This window comes from Pseudoalteromonas sp. SG43-5 (assembly GCF_014164345.1).
Lineage (GTDB): Bacteria > Pseudomonadota > Gammaproteobacteria > Enterobacterales > Alteromonadaceae > Pseudoalteromonas > Pseudoalteromonas distincta.
Map to the genome: position 1 here is coordinate 65,575 of NZ_JACJFA010000011.1, position 19,990 is coordinate 85,564.

Sequence of the window (19,990 nt, forward strand, 5' to 3'; positions counted from 1 at the left end):
TGAGACTTTTAATATTTGTTAATTTAATTGGACTGTACGTAAATTAATTTAGTTTCGCACATCTTCGCGATGAAATTTAAGTGTTTAACGCTAATAAACTGATATTAATGAATAAAAGTTTGTAACAAAATATAACGAATGAGATGGACTGCGTGTGAAGTTATATTCTATAACCCTAAATAGCAGTGGCCTATATCCATTTGTAACAGTTGCTTACAAATGTCACCTTAATGTTTCATATGGCTCTGGTATTATGGCGTTAATAGAATTTTGGGGATAATAGGATATGCAAACAAATTCACTTAGATGGGTTTTTCCATTTGTAGCGCTCATTGTTGGTGTTGTTGGCTTTATGGGAATCAATGCCATTGCAAAAGATCCAGAAAAAAAAGAAGTAATTGATACTCGTCCAACAGTGCAAGTTGAGCCAGTGATTGCAAACGATCATCAAGTTATTATTAATAGCTACGGTGAAGTAAAGCCTCTTGAAAATACACTGCTCTCGGCGCAGGTGTCGGGCGAGGTGTTAAGTTGGCATCCTAATTTTGTAGCCGGTGGCATAGTTGCTCGCGGTGAAACCTTATTCACTATCGAAAAAGACAACTATGAAGCAGCAGTACTTGTTGCAGAGGCCGAGCTTGCTCGCGCACAAGCGGGTTTAATAGAGGAACAAGCTCAAGCTCAAGTAGCCGAAGACGAAGCCAAGCGCTTTTCAAGTAAAGCGCGCACAGATTTATTTTTACGTAAACCTCAAGTGCTCAGTGCACAAGCATCTGTTAAGTCGGCGCAAGCTGCATTAAAGCGCGCGCAACGTGATTTGGATAATTGTGATGTTACAGCCCCTTACGACGCATTGGTTATTAGTCGAAATATAGGTGTTGGACAATTTGTCACTATGGGTTCGCAAGTTGCTGAACTCAATAATATTGAGACCGCTGAAGTGATTATTCCTATAGCAGGGTTCGATAGCGTTTTTTTGCCAGAGCGTATTAAAGGTATTACCGCAACGATTATTCAAAAAGGCCTAAACAGCTTCACCCGTGAAGGTGTAATTGACCGCGATCTAGGGATTGTTGATAACGCTACGCGTATGAGCAGTTTAGTAGTGCGTATAGAAGACCCATACGGTCTTAAGAATATACAACCAGCCATTAAGTTTGGTAGCTACGTACAGGTAAATTTTGCAGGTGCAATGCTCAATAATATTTACCGCTTACCGCAAGAGTTAGTTAATAACAAAACCGTATGGATCGTTAATGAAGAGCAGCAACTTGAGCCGCGCAAAGTCACAGTTATTCGTGAAGAGGGTGAGTACTTTTACATCAGTGATGGTTTGCAAGCAGATGATAAGTTGGTGATTACTTTGCCAGAATATCCGCAAAAAGGCATGGCTGTAAAAATTGCGGGCCTTCAAAATACTAAAAATACAGAGGCACTTGAAAATGCTTCCACTGAAAAATTATAAAGGTAGGCTGAGTTATGAGTAACACTGAACTACCAAATACAGCGCCTAACGCTGAAAAACAAACCGGTATTATTGCTTACTTCGCTAATAACTCCGTTGCTGCCAACCTAATGATGATTTTTATTGTGGTGATGGGAATTATTAGCTTTCTAAATATCCAACGCCAAATGTTTCCTAATGTAGAGATTAACTACATTAATATTGAGGCTAATTACCCCGGTGCCTCTCCTCAGGAAATAGAAGAAAGCATACTTATAAAAATTGAAGAGTCGCTAAAAGATGTGACCGAAATTAAAAAAGGTGTGTACAGGGCATTTAGAAATGGCGGTAGAGCAAGTCTTGAAATTAATACTGATGTAGAGCTGACCGATATACTCGATAAAGTTAAGTTACGGGTTGATGGTATAGCAACGTTTCCTGCCGGTATGGAACCGGTCACCATAAGTCAGGTTGAGTTTAGGCAAGATGTTATAGGTATGACGCTCGTTGCTGACTTGCCGCTTACTGAGCTTAAGCCTATAGCAAACCAAATAGAGGATGAGTTACTACAGCTATCTAACGTGTCGTTAGTGGTAAACGATGTTCCTCTTGATGAAATAGCAATTGAAATCGAACCCGATACGCTGCGTCAATATAACCTAACCCTTAGTGATGTAATGAATGCAGTGCGTCGTTACTCAGCTAACTTTTCGGCGGGGCAGCTAAAAACAGACGCAGGTGTTATTTCTGTTCGCGTCGAAAATCAGTTTTACTCTGGTGAAGAATTTAGGCAAATACCGGTAAAAATAGGGGCTAATGGCGCTAAAGTGTTACTGCAAGATATTGCCGTGATTAAAGATCAGTTCACTGAAGGTGAGCGTTACTTTAAATTCAATGGTGAAAATGCGGTTTATATATCGGTGAAAGCGACCGAAGAGCAAAGTATTATCCCAGTTGCTGATTCAGTAAAAGCATTTATAGAATTAAAAAATAAAGAGCTACCACTGGGGGTTCGCTTAGAGCCATTAATGGATATGACGTACTACTTAAATGCTCGCTTAGACATGATGGTTACAAACCTTATTCAGGGTGCTGTTTTGGTTGCAATTATGCTATCAATCTTTTTACGCTTTAAGTTGGCATTATGGGTAATGATTGGTTTACCAGTGTGCTTTTTGGGCGCAATGATGATGATGCCACTGTTTGGTGTAACCATTAATATTTTATCACTTTTTGCTTTTATTATGGTGCTAGGGATTGTGGTGGACGATGCCATTGTCATAGGCGAAAGTGCCTACACCGAAATAGAGAAAAAAGGCGGCGGTGTTGTTAATGTGGTTAATGGCGCAAAACGCGTAGCAACCCCTGCAACTTTTGGTGTACTAACTACCATTGCAGTATTTGCTCCATTTACGTTATCTACAGGCCCAGAAAGTGCCTTCTTTTATGGTATAGCTGTGGTGGTAATGCTGTGCTTGGTATTTAGTTTGATTGAATCAAAGTTGATATTGCCTGCCCATATTGCTCACACTCATTTTTCACCAATAAAAGAGGGGGGCTGGCGAGATCGGTTTAATACGCGATTTTTTGGTTTTGTAAATGGCCCATATAAACGCTTTGTTATACGTTGTGTTGAATGGCGTTGGTCAGTGCTATTTTCATTTATTGCTCTATTAATCGTAACCTTTGCTTTAATCTCATCAAATCAAGTTCGTACCGGGTTTATGCCAAAGATCCCGCATGACTACCCGCAAATAAATCTAGAAATGAATGACAATGTATCAGACATACAAACAATAAATGCTATTCGTGAAATAGAAGCGATGGTGATTGCGATTGATGAAGATACCGAACGCAAATATGGTCAAAAACTCATAAGAGATATTTTAGTATTTAACCAAGGGCGAACTGAAGCACAAGTGCTTGTTCCCCTTGTTGATGAAAGTATAAGGCCTTATAACGCGTTTGAATTATCACGACGTTGGCGCGAGGCGATGCCCGATATTGCCGGTGTTAAATCATTAACCATTTATGATGATGTAAATGGAGGGAGCAGTGACGGCGAATTTGGTTATTTATTATATGGCTCTGATATTGATACATTAAATAATGCAGGACGTCGTTTTATAGAGTTGCTGCAACAGCAAGAAGGTTTGTTTGATATTAGCTCAACAATAGATCCTGCAAGTAAAGAAGTGCAAATGAGCCTAAAACCGGTCGCTTACGATTTAGATTTAGACTTAGCTTCTATTGCAAATCAAGTTGGGGCAAGCTTTTACGGTGGTGAGGCTCAACGTGTTATTCGCCGAGGCGAGGAAGTACGTGTAATGGTGCGTTACCCTAAACTGACTCGAGAGGCATTTTCGTCACTTAAGCATGCGGTTGTTACTACCCCGCAGGGCCGTGAAGTACTGCTTGGTGATGTAGTTGAACTTACTGAAACACCAGGCATTAGTTATATCCGCCGGGAAGGGGGCTATCGTACTGTGTATGTTTATGGAAACATAGATGAAGAAGTGATTGAGCCAAACGAAGTTGTAGATCAAATTAAAGAAAAGCTACTACCACAACTTAAAGAAGAGTATCCAAGTGTTAAGTCAGAACTAGGTGGCGCCATTGAAGAGCAACAAGATCAGGCTAATCAGCAGAAGATGTTTTTCTTCGGCGGTATGATTTTGGTGTATATTTTATTAGCCGTACCCCTTAAGAGTTATGCGCAACCACTTATTGTTATGTCGGTGATTCCATTTAGCTTAACGGGAGCAATATGGGGGCATTACTGGTTTGGTTTGGATATAACTTTAATGTCTGGCTTTGGTATTATTGCAGCAGCAGGGGTGGTTATAAACGACTCACTCGTTATGACCGATTATGTGAATCAAGCCCGTAAAACAGGTGTTAGTATTAAAAATGCTGTAATAGATGCCGGTTGTGCTCGATTCAGACCTATATTACTTACTTCAATTACTACATTTGCAGGTGTATTGCCCATTATGTTTGAAACAAGCCTGCAGGCTAAGTTTGTAATACCTATGGCGGTAGCGCTTGGTTTTGCAGTGATGTTTGCAACATTAATAACACTTATATTAGTGCCATGCTTGTACATTATATTAAGTGATATTGGTAAGGTGTTTACACGCATTTTGGGTGGGATTAGGACTGTATTTAAACGTCGCCCGCAGAAGGTTTAGCTCAATAAATAACATACGGGCTTAAATGCCGGGTACAAAAAAGCACTGAATGATTAACCATTCAGTGCTTTTTATCATTTGTTGTTACTACATTAAGTATTAAAACAACAATAATTAATCTTTAAATTGCTTATGGCAATCTTTACAGCCTTTAGCCCATGCACCAAAAGCTTTACCAATTACGGCCTTATCGCCTGATTGAGCCGCTACTGCTAACTCATCCGCGTATTGTTGAAATGCAGTTGCTTTTTTCATAAAAGTATCGTTTTCAGACCAAACAGCAGCAAGTGCAGCTGTGTCGCCTTTATCTGTTCCTTCGTAAAACGCTTCCCATGGCATTTTTGAAAGCGCAGCTGCGTTGTTAGCACGCTTTTTAAATTGCTCTGCGTCAAAAGGTACTTTACCTTTTAGCATTGCGCCCATGTCACCAATTTGTACTGAGATCATTGAAAACGCTGCTTGGCGGTATTCAATCGCGTCACTTGGCTCTTTAAATGCAGAATTTGCCGATACGCTAAATGCACACGTTGCCAGTGCTATTGTTGCTAATACTTTTTTTAATTTCATGTTTGCCCCTGTTGAAAATTGTAATTCTTAATTCGGTATCTTGTATCTAACATCGTATTTATTCAAGTGAATACGATAGATTTAACTAAAACTTAATCGTTTATATCAATATCTGCAAATATCATCCCGCGACGCATGCTTCTAGTTGCTAAGAATACCTCACCAAGTAACGACATAAATGCACATATGAGTAATGCCATTGCTGCTACAAAACAACAAGCAATAGTCACGCCTAAGTTTATAGATTGAATGTGCGATAAAAATAACAACATAACCACAGCGCATACAAGTAATGCGCTTAATACACTTAAACTAAAAGCAATATGAATACATCGAGAACGCTTTAAAAGAGCGCGCAGCTCTGTAGCGAGTGATTTATTAAAGTCCTCGTCAGTACTTACTTTTAATCTGCGTTCTAACTGACGTGCCCTATCGGTAATTCGTGCCAAACGATTAGATAAAACACCTAAAGTAGCGGCAATACCCGTGATCAAGAATACCGGGGCAACAGCTGTTTGAATTACTTTAGCCATAGTTAAAATATTTATTACTTCGTTATTCATTCCTACCCTTAATCAGTTGAGCTTGAAAATGACTTATATATCTACAGAGTACCTGATGTAGGCTTATTAAGAAAAGAGGAATTACGTTGATTTACTTTACATAGCTTCACAAAGTAAATCACAACACAGGTTATTTTTAGGTATATTTAATTACTTAATAAAAAATAAAAACCAACAAGGACTTTGACTGATGAAACGTACTCCATTCGCACTTGCTGCATTATCGCTAGCTATTTTAAGTGGCTGTAATCAAGCCCCTGAAGAAACCAAAAAAAATAATACACAAGTTAAAACGGTTCAAGTAGCCCAAGCTATTGCCCCAGTTGCTAAAAAAGTGCCTCATGAGATGACTATTCATGGTGACACACGTGTAGATAATTACTATTGGTTACGTGATGACGAACGTAAAGCGCCAGAGGTGATTAACTATTTAGAAACTGAAAATACATACACAGATGCAATGCTTGCACATACCAAAACGCTGCAAAGTGAATTGTTTGAAGAGCTAAAAGGGCGTATCCAAAAAGACGATGATTCAGTCCCAGTTAAAAACGGTGATTATTTTTACTCAACGCAAACACGTGGCGATAACGAGTACACTACTTACTTACGCAGCAGCGATTTTGCAGGTACCGATCAGCAAGTTATTTTAGATGTAAATGAGCTTGCGAAAGGCCATGATTATTATGCAGTAAGTGGCTTAAATGTAAGCCCGAATGGCAATTTAATGGCTTATGGGGAAGATACTGTTAGCCGTCGTATTTATAGTATAAAAATAAAAGATTTAACAACCGGTAAATTACTCGAAGATGCACTTGAGGGCACCAACGGCGGTATAGTTTGGGCAAACGATAATAAAACGGTTTATTACATTAAAAAAGATTTACAAACTTTATTAGGTTATCAGGTTTATCGTCATACATTAGGTACACCACAAGCTGATGATGAGCTAATTTACGAAGAAACTGATACCAGTTACTACATGGGTATGAGTAAAAGCAAAGATGAGTCAGAAATTTATATTTGGCACAGCAGCACAGCAGCATCAGGCGTATCGGTACTAAGTGCTGATGATGCTAAGGCAATGCCTAAACGCTTAATTGAGCGCGAAGCAGGGCTTGAATATGAAATATCTAAACTAGGGAATACTTACTACATTGTAACTAACTTAGATGCTGTAAATTTTCAGCTGATGAAAGTGGATATTGATAAAGCTGGTGACAAAGCAAATTGGCAAAGTGTGATCCCAGCGCGCGATGATATTAAGCTCGAAGGCATTGATTTATTTAATGACTACTTAGTTTACCAAGAGCGTGAAATGGGCCAATCAAAGTTGATTGCTCGTCATTTAAAAACAGGTAAAGAGTTGCCATTGAGCTTTAACGATAGCGCTTATACAATTGGTACTTATGGCAATAACGATATAGATAGCAGCACGTTACGTGTTTATTACACAAGCATGACTACACCAAGCTCATCGTACGATGTAGATTTAGCGACTGGCGATAAAAAACTACTTAAACAGCAAGCTGTATTAGGTGATTTTGATGCTGATAATTACGCCTCAGAGCGTATTTTTGTAACAGCACGTGATGGCATAAAAGTACCGGTAAGCTTAGTTTACCGTAAAGACTCGTTTAAAAAAGATGGTACTAACCCGCTACTGCAATACGGTTACGGCTCTTATGGCGCAACCATGGACCCTACTTTCTCAAGCACGCGTTTGAGTTTACTTGACCGTGGCTTTGTATTTGCAATTGCCCATGTACGTGGCTCGCAAATGCTAGGTCGTCCTTGGTACGAAGACGGCAAGCTACTCACTAAAAAGAATACGTTTAATGACTTTGTTGATGTAACTAAAGCATTGGTTTCTCAAAAGTATGGCGCAAAAGATGAAATATTTGCGTTAGGTGGCAGTGCTGGTGGCTTATTAATGGGCGCAGTAGCAAACCAAGCACCTGAGCTTTATAAAGGCATGGTTGCTGCGGTACCATTTGTTGACGTAGTAACCACTATGCTTGATGCAAGTATTCCACTTACAACAAATGAATACGGTGAGTGGGGTAATCCGAACGAAAAAGCGTATTACGATTACATGCTATCTTACTCGCCATACGACCAAGTATCTAAGCAAGCATATCCTAATATGTTAGTAACGACTGGCTTGCACGATTCGCAAGTTCAATACTTTGAACCTGCAAAATGGGTTGCTAAGCTGCGTGACTATAAAACTGATGACAATAAGTTACTGTTTAAAATAGATATGGAAGCAGGGCACGGTGGTGCATCGGGTCGCTTTAAGCGCCTAGAAGATACCGCGCTAAACTATGCATTTATGCTTGATTTAGCGGGTATTAAAAAGTAGTTAATATTTATATTTAAATAGATTTAACTCAATAAGGTGCTTTTTAAAAAAGCACCTTTTTTTGTGGCAAATTAAAGCTAAACATAGTGCCTTTACCAATTTCACTTTGTACGTAAATTTCGCTATCCATTAGTTTTAATAACCCTCTGCAAATGGCCAATCCTAAACCACCTTGCTGGCGCCCTTCTTTATTAGAATTACTTGCTTGGTAGTGCGGGTCAAAAATAGCATTCAGCTCATCTTCTTTTATACCTACGCCTGTGTCTGATACATGCACAAATAGTTGATTATCGTCACTGCGCTTTACATGTACTGCAATGCTGCCGCCGCGAGGGGTGTGCCTAATTGCATTATCAATTAAATTGCTCAGTACTCGCTCTAGCTTAGCGATATCGGCAACTACAGGAAAATCACAAATCGCAGGTTCTACCGACAAACTAATGCCTCTTTTATCAACGGCTAAACTAAATTTTGCCATGCAATCGTAAATGAGTTCGCCTAAATTAAAGGTTTCTTTATTTATACTTATTTCGCCATTTTCTAAGTGAGCAAGCTCAAATATTTGCTCTATGAGTAACTTTAATTGCCCACAATTATTAAGCGATACCTGTAAGTATTCTTGCTGCTCTTGTTTACTTAGTTGTTCACCCGACTGATTTAATACTTCTAAAAACCCCTGCAGTGAAGCAAGTGGTGTGCGTAGGTCGTGCGATAAGTGAGTCAGTAACTCTTTGCGTTGTTTATCGCCTTGTTCAAGTGCTTTAAACTGCTCGTTAATACGCGTTAGCATGGCTTGAATACTTCGTCCTAAGCTATGCACTTCGTTACTTTTTTGCGTTGAATAGTTACTTAGCTTGGTGTCGGTAAGGCTGTAGTTAGCGGCTTCAATATTACTAACATCGCGTGCTAAACGCTGAATTGGGTTGGTAAAAAAGCGTAGTAAAATTAGCATCGCAATAAATAAAAATGCAAGTGCAGAGCTAAGCCATAAAGCGGCTAGCCATAACTTATCATTATTTTTTACAGTGCTTAGTGAGGTATCGTAAGCCTCGCCACCAATAATTACATATAAATAACCTTGTAGCTTATCTTGATTAAATACTGGCGCGGCTGAAAATATTTTTTGTTGCTCTTTATTACGAGGGTTATCACCATAAATAGGTGCAGCGCTTGGGTCGTTAATCAGCCTTTTTAAAGGCGTTAAACTAATATGCGTGCGTTTAACTTTACCCGGCTTTGCTGAGTAAGTAAGAATTTTTCCGGTTTCGTCTACAAAATAAAATTCAAACGCCGGGCCTAATAACATCAAGGTATGAAAGAGGTTTTCAAGCGCTTTATAGTCGTAAACACCTTCTTTTATTAATGGGTTATCTTGTACTAAATGCTCGGCAAGCGCCAAATGTAAATTTTGCTCAGCATGATGTTTTGAGGTGAGTTCCAGTTGCTTGCTCCAGCCGTAAACTAGGGCGCAAATAAAACAAAAAATGACAACTAGCGATATAGCTAATTTTTGATACAAAGATAATTTCATAATAGGTGTCTTAATTGAGTTGGCTAGGGTTTAGTTTGTAACCAACACCCCAAACGGTTTCGATAATAGGCGCTTGTTGGTGTTCTTCTAGCTTGGCACGTAAGCGGTTTATATGTGAATTAACCGTGTGCTCGTAACCACTGTGTTGGTAACCCCACACTTTATCGAGTAATTGCTGGCGACTAAAAACATGATTAGGATGGCGTGCAAAGTAAACGAGTAAATCAAATTCGGTGGCGGTAAGGTTAAGGGCTTGTTTACCTAAATACACTTGGTGCGAACTAAATTCTATATTGAGTGAGCCTACATTTAGTGTTTGTTCGCTATCAACGGGAGAGTTGTCGTTGTTTTGGCTCGCGAGTAGTTGTGCTCTGTGGCGTAATTGGGTTTTTACTCTGGCTTGTAATTCGCGTGCAAAAAAGGGTTTACAAATATAATCATCGGCGCCCATTTCAAGGCCAATAACTCTGTCCATATCGCTACTCAGCGCGGTGAGTAAAATAACGGAGGTAGTAGGGTAATGCTCTTTTATTTTTCGGCATAAGCTTAAGCCATCCATTTGGGGTAAGTTTATATCGAGTAAAATAAGTCCGTAGGGATGCTTAGCTATTTTTTTTAAGGCAAGTTCTGCGCTTACAACATGATCAACATGTAAGTTAAGCGACGTTAGCTGCGTGGTAATTAACTTACCTATTTCTCTGTCATCTTCTACTACTAATATTTTTTCGTGACGCATGTATTACCTCGTAAAAAGGGGGGCATCCATGCTCCCTTACTTCCCCATTACAAGCTGGAACGTTACTGCGTGCGCGTAATTACTATTTTCGATACTGGGTTATCAAACTTATGTTCAACACCAAGTGCTGATGTAGATAATCCATCTTGATTTGAAACAATGCCTGGATGCATCGTTATTATATCGGCTGTATCGTCACGTATTTCGTTAAACCCTTCACCGCTAGCGGCAGGACCTGGCACAGTTTCAGCTGTTTCTGTATTTGCTTCCGTACCCGCATCATAAGCAGTCGTAGTGCGTGATAACGAACCGCCAACTTCTAATGTTGATACATCTAAAGAACTAAGACCGGTAAAAGCATCATTTGTATTCCCAAGCATGGCAGCAAATGATAAATTAAGCGTTTCTTGCTCTTCAACAGTAATGATTACTGTGGTGGTTTCGCCAGGGGCAATAGCGCCTTCAGCTGAAACTGCAGCAAGTGCATTTTCGTAGCTGAGGTATTCTTCATTTGCACCGCTTTCTGCAAGCATTTCTAAGCCAACAGAAGCTGTGGTGCCGAATTCCCAAGGTGCTTCATCTTCAAAAGCAATGACAGAGAGTGGTGACAAAGGCTGTCCTGCAGTTAAGTTACTAAAAGTAATAGTAAACTCACTGATCACAGGTTCTACAACAATTGGCTCAACAACGACCGGCTCTTCAACAACTGGGTCGTTATCATTATCGCTACACGCTGCAAGTGTGGTTGCAAGTGCAAGCACTAGTAGACTTTTTTTAAGGTTGTTAGCAGATGACATAATCATGCTCCTACTTAACTGTAACGGTTAATTGTGCTACTGGGTTTAACCATCTGTGTACTGTATTACTTAAATCGCTATTACCCGCTTCTAAATCGTCATCGCCTAAGCTACCTGGGTGAATATGGATGCTTGTATTTGTATCACCACTTAATATACCTGTACCGCCAGTACCAGCGTCGCCACCTGGAGCTGCAGGAATACCTGGAGTACCTGGAGCACCAGAGCCTTCAACTACAAGCTCATTGTTTTGTTCTGTGCCTGCATCGTAAGCATTTAAATTAATAGTGTAAGTACCCGCTTCTGTTGGGATTTTCCAGCTGTTTAAGCCTACAAAGCCATCATTAGTTGGTAGCATCATTGCAGTTAAAGATAGGTACTCGTTACCGTCGGTAGTGGTAAGTGTTGCCGTTGTAGATGCGGCTGGTGCAAGTAAGCCTTCAGCTGGATTTGCAGCCATATCACTGCCCGCTGCAGTTGCTTGTGCAACTAGCTCTGCAATATTGCCGCCTTCAGCCATTGTTTGTAATGCTGTAGATGCTTGCGTTGCTACTTCAAATAGTGTGTCTTCGCTGTTGTGTGCTGTAATTAACAGTGGAGTGAAGTGAATACCTTTGGTTAGGTTAGTAACTTTTAGGTCTAATTCTGCGGCCATAGTCGATTGGCTAGCTGCCGCTAAAAGAATTGCGATTGTTAATGTAGAAGTTTTCATTATTATTTCCTGTAAGTGATGATTCGAGTTAAGTATTGAATAATCGTCTCCAGAAACTCTCACAAACTTATCACTTTTTTATCACAAGATTTCACGCTGTGATTTTTAAACATAAATACGTTGGTTGATTTGTAGACATTTGTTTAGTTAAGAGGCAACATACATAAAACAATAAGGAGAGTGTTATGGAAGAAAATCAGCAGGTTGAACCAGTTAATAAAGATGACCGTACGTGGGCTATGTTATGCCATTTAAGTGCGCTTGCTGGGTTTGTTGTGCCGTTTGGCTCAATAATTGGGCCATTAATTGTGTGGTTAATTAAAAAAGATGAAATGCCAGTTGTTGACGTGCACGGTAAAAAGGCGCTTAACTTTCAAATAACGATGGCAATTGCATATGTAGTTTGTTTTTTACTGATGTTTGTAGCAGTAGGCTTAATATTACTACCTATAGTGGCAATTTTTGGGTTTGTAATGGTTGTAATGGCAAGTATTAAAGCTAACGAAGGTAAAGAGTTTAATTACCCGTTTAGTTTAAATTTGATAAAATAAACACAGTTTATTTTTATACCAATTGCATTAAATTAGTGATCTATTATAGCGATAAGAAAATAGCTTAATAACAAGGCTAAAATTATGATACATAGTTGTTCTATATAAATAATTTTTAACGTAGTTAGTGAGTTATTTAATACGCTAGAATGATCATGTTTTTAATAAAATTGGTATTATAAACCCAGCTATAGGCTGGGTTTTTACGTTTAGCCATAAGGGCATTATGCTTTATCTCACGTTATTTATTAGCGCATTTATATCTGCGACATTACTGCCTAGCTCTTCTGAGGTGATAATGGTGGGTATGATTACTCAAGGTAAAGTTAATTTATGGCTTATGTGGTGCGTAGCAACACTTGGAAATGTGTTAGGGAGTTGTGTTAATTACTGGTTAGGCACGCAGGTACTGCGTTTTAAAGATAAAAAATGGTTTCCTGTATCGCAAAAAGGGCTTGATAGCGCACAAAAGCAATTTAATAAATATGGAGTGTATAGTTTGTTATTTGCTTGGTTACCGGTTGTGGGGGACCCATTAACGGTGATTGGAGGCATATTTAAAGTACGACTTAGTACCTTTTTATTGTTAGTAACACTAGGCAAAGGCGCTCGCTATTTAGCGGTTATCGCCCTTGCCGTAGGATTCGAAAAGCTTTTTTAAATAAGTTTTTAAGTGCTTATTTAGCCCAATCAAGCGTTAACGACACTGAGTCGGCAAAACGCAGTGCATGTGGTTTATCAACACGTGCTTTAGCGTAATGAACGCTTGGGTGTGCGTGACAAACGGCAAGAATTTCAGCAACTAATTTTTCTAGCAGTAAAAAGTGCCCTTGCTCTACTAAGCTAATAACTTCTTTGGTGATCACTTTATAATTAAGTGCTTGGTCAACTTCATCCGTTTTACACGCATCATCAGCAGGGTAGTGAATCTCTAGATTGATCACTACATCTTGCTTTTTTTCACGCTCATCGGGGTTAAAGCCAATAAACGTACGCAGGCGTAAATTAGTAACGTTAATAATTGCATTAGCCATAGGGTTAACCTTTTATAAGCTGCAAAAATTCGTTACGTGTTTTAGGATCGCTTCTAAAGTTACCTAACATTACTGATGTACGCATGCTTGAATTTTGCTTTTCTACACCACGCATCATCATACACATGTGTTTTGCCTCAACAATAACGCCTACGCCTTTAGCGCCAGTAACTTCTTCAACTGCTTTAGCGATTTGATGCGTTAACTGTTCTTGAATTTGAAAACGGCGTGAAAACATATCAACAATACGTGCAAATTTAGATAAGCCTAATACTTTACCGTTTGGTATATAAGCAATATGGCAACGGCCAATAAAAGGCAGTAAATGATGCTCACACATAGAGTAGAGCTCTATGTCTTGTACTAACACCATGTCGTCAGCGTCAGATGTAAATACTGCTTTATTAGTTATTTCATCAAGCGTTTGACGATACCCTTGCGTTAAATATTCCATTGCTTTTGCAGCACGTTTTGGCGTATCAAGTAAGCCTTCGCGGTTAGCATCTTCGCCTACAGCGGTGATGATTTTTTCATAACTTTCTTTTAATTCATTGTGCATAAATATCTCAGTTTATTTATATTTACTTTAAATGACGACCGCCATCAATAGGCAAAGAGCGCCCTGTGATGTAGTGGCTTTGTAATAGTAAATCAATGCTATTGATAATTTCTTGGCATCCGGGTTCAATGCCCATTAATGATTTTTTAAGGGTCTTAGCTCGATATTGTTCATCGTCATGTTCATTAAAAATAATGAGCGATGGAGCAACCGAGTTCACTTTTATATTTGGCGCATATTTAGCGCTAAACGATTTGGTTAGGTTGTCGAGTGCTGCTTTACTTGCTGCATAAGCTAAGTGTTTAGGGCTGCCTGTTTCAACTACATAATCAGTAAGATGTATTATATCGGCAGGTACTTTTTCATTTTGCTGATAGTTTAAAAGCAGCTCTGCGCACATTAAATTAATTAAATACGGTGTTTTGGCATGTATTCGCATCATATTATCAAACAGTGCTGCAAAGTCAGGGTTGTTAGCTTCGCAGTCCCAGCTTGATGCGTTATGAACAATAGCGCGCAGCGATGTTGTATGCTCTTTAAGCGTATTTATAAATGCACTAATACCTTCATCGGTACTAAAATCGGCATAAATACATACAGCGCCTTGTTGCTCTAATTTATCAACAGCGGCGTGACGAGTACGATACGTGATAATAATACTCTGCCCTTGGGCTATATAATGCTGAGCGAGTGCTAAACCAATACGTTGGCCTGCGCCGGTAATTAAAATGGGCGATGTCATATAAGGCAGTGTTCTCTTTGGCGGGTAGTTATACCAATATCATTAAAAATATCATCGTTCTATCGCTATTTCATAGGGCTATAATAGCTCACTAATTTAATGCAATTGGTATTATAAAATTCAAAGCGTTAATTTATTAAAATATACGCAGCTTCTTAATCTGTCGATCAAAAAAGCAATTAATCCTCAAAGCATTAATTGCTTTATTTTAGCTACTAAACATTAATCGTAAATTGTCGGAATTGGTTGACGCTTATGTTGTGTACGCGTGTAAATGCTTACAAGCTTTTGTTCAACATCATTAGACACAGGTTTACCTTCTAAAAAGTCATCAATTTGCTCATAGCTCAAACCAAGTGCTTCTTCGTCTGTTAAACCTGGGCGGTCACTTTCTAAATCAGCTGTAGGTGCTTTATCTACCAATAAAGCTGGCGCACCTAGCGCAGTAGCAAGTGCACGAACTTGGCGTTTTGATAAACCAAACAGAGGGGCTAAATCGCACGCGCCGTCACCAAATTTAGTATAAAAACCAGTAATGTTTTCAGCACTATGATCGGTACCCACTACTAGGCCTTGGCAAAAACCTGCAATTTCGTACTGAGCAACCATACGTTGACGCGCTTTAACATTACCTTTAATAAAATCTATTTGAGCTTGCTCAGGCAGTGCTTCACCACAGCCAACTACGGCAGCTAGCGCTTGCTCATGCAATGCATCAGCCGCAGGTTGTACGTTTACGGTCATACGTTTACTTGGCTGAATAAAATCAACCGCCATTTGTGCTTCATCTTCGTCAGCTTGTACACCATAAGGTAGGCGCACTGCAATAAACTGATACTTGTCAGTATCGTGTTCTTTATTTAGCTCGTTTACAGCAAGTTGACATAAGCGGCCGCAGGTTGATGAGTCAACACCACCGCTAATACCCAGTACTAACGAGCGTGAATGAGCTGCTACCAAACGTGTTTTAATAAAATTAACTCGGCGAGTTATCTCAGCATTTACATCAATCGTTGGCTGAACCTTCATTTCAGCCATAATTTCGGCGCGCATTGCCAGCTCCTTATAAAATTTAATATGTGATACGCAATAAACTTATTATGTGATTTAGTTTTAGTTAATTAAAGTTTTAAATGAGCTTTTATTTGGCGAAGCTCTGCTTTTAATTTTTCTACTTCTTCAAGTAAATCGCTTAATTCTTTGTCTTTAATTACTTCGCTTGGTAGAGCAACGAAGGCATCGGCAGGATTATTTTGTTGTTCGCCAAATAAATGAATATATCGGCTGTCACGTTTACCAGCTTCACGCTCTAGCTTTGTGACGTACTCGCTTTCAATCAGTTTATTGAGCGCTGTCTCTACTTCATTTACGTTATTAAAATCAGCAAGTCTAGCACTGCGGGTTCTTAATTCACCAGGGGTTTGAGCACCACGCAAAAGTAATAAACAAACAATGGCACGCTGCTGAGCAGAAAATTGCAGATTACTAAATTCAGTGTTGCAAAAGCGGTGATCGTATTTATTTACGCGACCCGAAAGACCTTCATCTATTGTAACCAAACGCATTTCTATTAGTTCATCAAGTGCGTTTTGCACGTCTTCATCTGTAAGACTTAACACAGGATCGCGATTAGACTTTTGGTTACATGCGTTCACGAGAGCGTTTAACGATAGCGGATAATGCTCTGGCGTCGTGCTTTGTTTTTCTAATAGGCAACCAAGAATACGTTGTTGATTTGTTGATAACTGCATAAATAATCTCAAATTAGTAAGCGTATTTTATTAGCTTACACCTTTATTGAATGCCAAGCCATTGTTGAAGCTTTGGTTGTAATGCAGCTAAATCGAGAGGCTTACTTAAATAGTCGTTCATGCCTGCGGCTAGACATTTTTCTTTATCGCCCTGCATGGCATTGGCTGTTAGCGCAATAATAGTAATATTTTCATTATCTTTACCTGCATCACCTTCTCTAATGGCTTTAGTGGCTTGGTAGCCATCCATTTCGGGCATTTGGCAATCCATTAAAACTAGCTTATATGGTTTACCTTGTTTTGCATTGAGCTTTACAATTGCCTCAAGGCCATTTTCGGCAATATCAAAAGTAACACCCGCCTGCTTTAATAGCGCAGAGGCAACCACTTGGTTTATTTTATTGTCTTCAACAAGCAATAGTTGTGGTTCTGATGAATCGAGTACTGGCGCTTTAGTTAGCTTGTTTTGAAGCTGTGCTTGTTGCTGCTGTTGTTCAATGTATTTATCGTTTGTGAGTGAGTCAAACAAATCAGACGGTGTGAGAGGTTTGAAAATCATACAGTCGACTTCCATACCTACTTTAGACTCCTCAGACGAATAACTCATTGGCGCCATAATAACTAACTTGCAACTATGCATATTTATAAAGTTTTTAAGCGCGGTGATATGCGTTTGTGGGGCTTTTTCAAAAAAGTAGTAATCAACTAAAATAGCACCAGGGTGGGTGGTTACATTACTTAAGTAATCATCAACCTCATGATAGTTATGTATACAATTAACTTTTGCACCCCAAACAGTGAGCTGCTTATTAGCGGTGTTAGCATTTAACGAGCACTCATCAATAATTAAAATATGTTTGTTTTTAATTAAATGACTCGGTAAATCTTGTTCTTTACTTAAGCGCGGTTGTATTTGTACTGTGAAAGAAAATGTACTTCCTTCACCTTGCATACTGTTTACACTCACTTCACCGTTCATCAGTTCGCACAATTGTTTTACTATGGCAAGACCAAGCCCTGTGCCCCCAAATTGGCGTGTTGTTGAAGCATCGGCTTGTGTGAATGAGTCAAATAACGACGCTTGTTTTTTAGGGTCAATACCAATACCAGTATCAATAATCGAACACTGTAGGAACGAGCCATCCGTTGTTTCATCTATTCTGGCGGTAATGACTACTTCGCCATCAATAGTAAATTTAACCGCGTTGCCAATTAAGTTATTTAAAATTTGGCGCAAGCGGTTAGGGTCACTAATTATCTCGCTAACAGTTATTTGAGTAGCATCTAGAATAAGTTTTGTATTGTTTTGTTCTACCTTTAAAGCAAAGGATTCCACCACTTCGCCTAATAACCGAGGTAAATTAAATTGCACGTTTTCAATATCGAGCTTACCGGCTTCAATTTTAGAAAAGTCTAATATGTCATTAATTATATTAAGCAAAGATTGAGCTGATGATTGAGCAAGTTCAATATGATGTTTTTGCTGTAGGTCCAATTGAGTTTGCTTAATTATGTTAAGCATACCTAAAACACCGTTCATTGGGGTGCGAATTTCGTGGCTCATACTCGCTAAAAATTCACTTTTAGCTTTAACAGCTTGTTCGGCGGTTTCTTTGGCAGAAACTAGTTTTTGTTCGGTTTCAATTCGCTGTTGGCTTGAGTGCAAGCTGCCTATTAACGCTGCAACGGCAATTAAAAAGCTTTCTTCGTTTTTAGACCAGTGGCGTTTTGATTGACATTGCTCTGCGCAGACGACTCCTATAGCGCCACTTCCCGCAGGAATTATTACGCACAGCATTGATTTAATCTCGAGAGTCATTAAATACTGTTCTTTAATTGGCTCGAGTATTGGGTGTTCTTGGGCGTCAGGCACATTAAATACAGGCTGGTGATCTATTGCATTAAAAAAGCCGGGAAGATTTTTTCTTAGCCAAATAGAGTCAATTTTATCACTAGACGAATGTTTACTATGTATGGCAAAAGGGCTTAGTTGGGATTTGTCTTCATTAAAAAACCAAATACTGGCACGTTTAATATCAAATGCTTGGCAGATTGCTTTAGTAATAATGTCTTTTGATTGGCTAAGTTGCCCATTTAATATTAATTTATTAACGGTCAGGGAGGCTAAAATTTCGTTGTGTAATGCGGTTTTATTATTTTCTAATTCAATTTTTTTACGGGTATCAATATTCTGTAATGAGCCAAAAATACGTGTGCATCGTCCATTTTTTCGTTCTGCTTCACCATGTACGAGTACCCAAACAGATTCACCTTCTTCATCCATTACTTCTAATTCAACTTCGTAGCTTTCACCATATTTTATGGCTCGTTCAATTAAAGGTTTAATTGTTTCTCTGCTAGTGCCTTTTTTAAAGTAATTTAAATCTTTAGGCCATTCTGGTTGGCTATTTAATGGGTATTTAAATAGTTTTTTGGTCATATCAGACCAATACACTTGTTTCGTTTCTAAGTTAAATGACCATGCGCCTATTTGGGCTAGATCACTCATTGCCTCAAGCATTTTTTCGTTTTGTTGCTGACGATTAAGCATTTTCAAAAAGAATAAAAAGGCCCAAATTAATAATCCGCAAATAATAATAATTGATAGCCTAAGTGGCCATACAGCTGAATTTGGTGGGCTCCAACCTATTTTAGGTGCTACGTAAAGTTGCCAATTGCCACCTTGAAAGCTTAACGTAAACTCAAGGGGGTCTTGCTCTATTATGTTTTGATTACCGTAAAAAAACTCCCCTTTGCTGCCAAGTCCATGCCTGCCTTGTAAAGCGACGTTGTATTCTTTTTCTAGCTCATAAATACCTGAATTTTCATAGACTTTGTCAATGTTGAGAACAACTGAAAGTAATCCCCAAAAGCGATTTTCTGGCGGTATGTAAACAGGAACGCGGGCTATAAGTGCTATGTCACCTTGGATTAATTTTAATGGGCCTGCCATTACAATGGTATTTGTATCACGAGCTCTAATAGCATCAGCGCGTTGGTTTTTTTCTTCTAAAAAGTTTAAACCGAGTGCTTTTTCATTACCTTTTAAGGGGTAAGTCATACGAATTACCATATCGGGTGCGCCACCAATATTGCGAAGCTCATTTGAGGTTTTAAATAGTGGTTGGGCAATTTGTTCAAACTGTGTTTGCTGTAAATCAGGCTGTGCTGCGACGGCAACACCTAAGCCTCGAACTAGTTGGATATTAGAAACTAAAATAGATTCTAATTGAGCTCGATATGTACTTACTTCAGAAAGAATTTGTAGGCGATGAGCATCTTTAACACGATTGTAGTTAATACGATCAAGTACGATACCAACTAGTACAGTTAGCGTAAGCGATAACCAAAAGGTCAACTTAAAGTTATGAACGTTCGTTTTTTTATTGTTAGTAGATGGTGGCATTTGCTACATCGTGGCGTTAATTTAGGCAAATTAACTATAGC

17 protein-coding genes are annotated in these 19,990 nt (G+C 39.0%); 5 read left to right on the forward strand and 12 right to left on the reverse strand.

The window, feature by feature from the left end; translation table 11 throughout:
* Nucleotides 1–286: 286 nt before the first annotated feature.
* Both H5161_RS12655 and H5161_RS12660 read left to right on the forward strand, forming a co-directional pair.
* Complete coding sequence (locus tag H5161_RS12655; RefSeq protein ID WP_182769445.1) at nt 287–1,465, forward strand: efflux RND transporter periplasmic adaptor subunit; 1,179 nt, start codon at nt 287–289, stop codon at nt 1,463–1,465.
* A 14-nt stretch (nt 1,466–1,479) separates the two neighbouring features.
* Nucleotides 1,480–4,635, forward strand: a complete 3,156-nt coding sequence (locus H5161_RS12660) for an efflux RND transporter permease subunit (protein ID WP_182696054.1) — start codon at nt 1,480–1,482, stop codon at nt 4,633–4,635.
* Between the two features lie 114 nt (nt 4,636–4,749).
* Here H5161_RS12660 and H5161_RS12665 read toward each other — a convergent pair whose 3' ends face one another.
* Both H5161_RS12665 and H5161_RS12670 read right to left on the reverse strand, forming a co-directional pair.
* Complete coding sequence (locus H5161_RS12665) at nt 4,750–5,202, reverse strand: cytochrome c (RefSeq protein WP_024595584.1); 453 nt, start codon at nt 5,200–5,202, stop codon at nt 4,750–4,752.
* A gap of 92 nt (nt 5,203–5,294) precedes the next feature.
* On the reverse strand, nt 5,295–5,765 hold the full coding sequence (locus H5161_RS12670) for a DUF2721 domain-containing protein (RefSeq protein WP_007377300.1): 471 nt from the start codon (nt 5,763–5,765) through the stop codon (nt 5,295–5,297).
* A gap of 190 nt (nt 5,766–5,955) precedes the next feature.
* Between H5161_RS12670 and H5161_RS12675 the strand changes: the two genes are divergently transcribed.
* Complete coding sequence (locus H5161_RS12675) at nt 5,956–8,130, forward strand: S9 family peptidase (protein WP_182769446.1); 2,175 nt, start codon at nt 5,956–5,958, stop codon at nt 8,128–8,130.
* Nucleotides 8,131–8,173: 43 nt separating this feature from the next.
* Here H5161_RS12675 and H5161_RS12680 read toward each other — a convergent pair whose 3' ends face one another.
* The 4 genes from H5161_RS12680 to H5161_RS12695 form a co-directional block, all read right to left on the reverse strand.
* Nucleotides 8,174–9,661 (reverse strand): cell wall metabolism sensor histidine kinase WalK, encoded by a 1,488-nt coding sequence (locus H5161_RS12680; RefSeq protein WP_182769447.1) that lies wholly within the window; start codon nt 9,659–9,661, stop codon nt 8,174–8,176.
* 10 nt (nt 9,662–9,671) lie between these two features.
* Nucleotides 9,672–10,397: a response regulator transcription factor gene (locus H5161_RS12685; RefSeq protein ID WP_007580488.1), complete on the reverse strand. Its 726-nt coding sequence runs from the start codon at nt 10,395–10,397 to the stop codon at nt 9,672–9,674.
* 62 nt (nt 10,398–10,459) lie between these two features.
* Nucleotides 10,460–11,194, reverse strand: coding sequence for a spondin domain-containing protein (locus H5161_RS12690; RefSeq protein WP_182769448.1), 735 nt, complete (start codon nt 11,192–11,194; stop codon nt 10,460–10,462).
* 10 nt (nt 11,195–11,204) lie between these two features.
* Complete coding sequence (locus H5161_RS12695) at nt 11,205–11,906, reverse strand: spondin domain-containing protein (protein WP_007580506.1); 702 nt, start codon at nt 11,904–11,906, stop codon at nt 11,205–11,207.
* A gap of 185 nt (nt 11,907–12,091) precedes the next feature.
* Between H5161_RS12695 and H5161_RS12700 the strand changes: the two genes are divergently transcribed.
* Together H5161_RS12700 and H5161_RS12705 are read left to right on the forward strand one after the other, a co-directional pair.
* Complete coding sequence (locus H5161_RS12700; RefSeq protein WP_182769449.1) at nt 12,092–12,457, forward strand: DUF4870 domain-containing protein; 366 nt, start codon at nt 12,092–12,094, stop codon at nt 12,455–12,457.
* 226 nt (nt 12,458–12,683) lie between these two features.
* Nucleotides 12,684–13,118, forward strand: a complete 435-nt coding sequence (locus H5161_RS12705; RefSeq protein WP_182769450.1) for a YqaA family protein — start codon at nt 12,684–12,686, stop codon at nt 13,116–13,118.
* 16 nt (nt 13,119–13,134) lie between these two features.
* Here the strand turns inward: H5161_RS12705 and folX are convergent, their stop codons facing one another.
* From folX to H5161_RS12735, 6 genes are all read right to left on the reverse strand, one after another.
* The gene (gene folX, locus H5161_RS12710) at nt 13,135–13,491 is read right to left on the reverse strand and encodes a dihydroneopterin triphosphate 2'-epimerase (RefSeq protein ID WP_002962340.1); all 357 of its coding nucleotides are present in this window, start codon (nt 13,489–13,491) and stop codon (nt 13,135–13,137) included.
* Between the two features lie 4 nt (nt 13,492–13,495).
* The gene (gene folE, locus H5161_RS12715) at nt 13,496–14,050 is read right to left on the reverse strand and encodes a GTP cyclohydrolase I FolE (protein ID WP_002962341.1); all 555 of its coding nucleotides are present in this window, start codon (nt 14,048–14,050) and stop codon (nt 13,496–13,498) included.
* Nucleotides 14,051–14,072: 22 nt separating this feature from the next.
* A complete protein-coding gene (folM, locus tag H5161_RS12720; protein ID WP_039486916.1) occupies nt 14,073–14,792 on the reverse strand; it encodes a dihydromonapterin reductase in 720 nt (239 codons plus the stop codon).
* A gap of 222 nt (nt 14,793–15,014) precedes the next feature.
* Nucleotides 15,015–15,845 (reverse strand): ammonia-dependent NAD(+) synthetase, encoded by an 831-nt coding sequence (nadE, locus tag H5161_RS12725; RefSeq protein WP_182769451.1) that lies wholly within the window; start codon nt 15,843–15,845, stop codon nt 15,015–15,017.
* A 68-nt stretch (nt 15,846–15,913) separates the two neighbouring features.
* The gene (locus tag H5161_RS12730; RefSeq protein WP_182694489.1) at nt 15,914–16,543 is read right to left on the reverse strand and encodes a YceH family protein; all 630 of its coding nucleotides are present in this window, start codon (nt 16,541–16,543) and stop codon (nt 15,914–15,916) included.
* Nucleotides 16,544–16,586: 43 nt separating this feature from the next.
* Nucleotides 16,587–19,949 carry an ATP-binding protein gene (locus tag H5161_RS12735; RefSeq protein WP_182769452.1) on the reverse strand — a complete coding sequence of 1,121 codons (3,363 nt, stop codon included), beginning with the start codon at nt 19,947–19,949 and terminating at the stop codon, nt 16,587–16,589.
* Nucleotides 19,950–19,990 lie beyond the last annotated feature (41 nt).

What these genes read in the sequence shown, in the direction of transcription:
- H5161_RS12735 (WP_182769452.1), bottom strand. Translation starts at nt 19,949, where the DNA reads ATGCCACCATCTACTAACAATAAAAAAACGAACGTTCATAACTTTAAG.
- folE (WP_002962341.1), bottom strand. Translation starts at nt 14,050, where the DNA reads ATGCACAATGAATTAAAAGAAAGTTATGAAAAAATCATCACCGCTGTA.
- H5161_RS12655 (WP_182769445.1), top strand. Translation starts at nt 287, where the DNA reads ATGCAAACAAATTCACTTAGATGGGTTTTTCCATTTGTAGCGCTCATT.
- folM (WP_039486916.1), bottom strand. Translation starts at nt 14,792, where the DNA reads ATGACATCGCCCATTTTAATTACCGGCGCAGGCCAACGTATTGGTTTA.
- nadE (WP_182769451.1), bottom strand. Translation starts at nt 15,845, where the DNA reads ATGCGCGCCGAAATTATGGCTGAAATGAAGGTTCAGCCAACGATTGAT.
- H5161_RS12660 (WP_182696054.1), top strand. Translation starts at nt 1,480, where the DNA reads ATGAGTAACACTGAACTACCAAATACAGCGCCTAACGCTGAAAAACAA.
- H5161_RS12690 (WP_182769448.1), bottom strand. Translation starts at nt 11,194, where the DNA reads ATGTCATCTGCTAACAACCTTAAAAAAAGTCTACTAGTGCTTGCACTT.
- H5161_RS12680 (WP_182769447.1), bottom strand. Translation starts at nt 9,661, where the DNA reads ATGAAATTATCTTTGTATCAAAAATTAGCTATATCGCTAGTTGTCATT.
- H5161_RS12685 (WP_007580488.1), bottom strand. Translation starts at nt 10,397, where the DNA reads ATGCGTCACGAAAAAATATTAGTAGTAGAAGATGACAGAGAAATAGGT.
- H5161_RS12695 (WP_007580506.1), bottom strand. Translation starts at nt 11,906, where the DNA reads ATGAAAACTTCTACATTAACAATCGCAATTCTTTTAGCGGCAGCTAGC.
- H5161_RS12730 (WP_182694489.1), bottom strand. Translation starts at nt 16,543, where the DNA reads ATGCAGTTATCAACAAATCAACAACGTATTCTTGGTTGCCTATTAGAA.
- H5161_RS12675 (WP_182769446.1), top strand. Translation starts at nt 5,956, where the DNA reads ATGAAACGTACTCCATTCGCACTTGCTGCATTATCGCTAGCTATTTTA.
- H5161_RS12665 (WP_024595584.1), bottom strand. Translation starts at nt 5,202, where the DNA reads ATGAAATTAAAAAAAGTATTAGCAACAATAGCACTGGCAACGTGTGCA.
- H5161_RS12700 (WP_182769449.1), top strand. Translation starts at nt 12,092, where the DNA reads ATGGAAGAAAATCAGCAGGTTGAACCAGTTAATAAAGATGACCGTACG.
- H5161_RS12670 (WP_007377300.1), bottom strand. Translation starts at nt 5,765, where the DNA reads ATGAATAACGAAGTAATAAATATTTTAACTATGGCTAAAGTAATTCAA.
- H5161_RS12705 (WP_182769450.1), top strand. Translation starts at nt 12,684, where the DNA reads ATGCTTTATCTCACGTTATTTATTAGCGCATTTATATCTGCGACATTA.
- folX (WP_002962340.1), bottom strand. Translation starts at nt 13,491, where the DNA reads ATGGCTAATGCAATTATTAACGTTACTAATTTACGCCTGCGTACGTTT.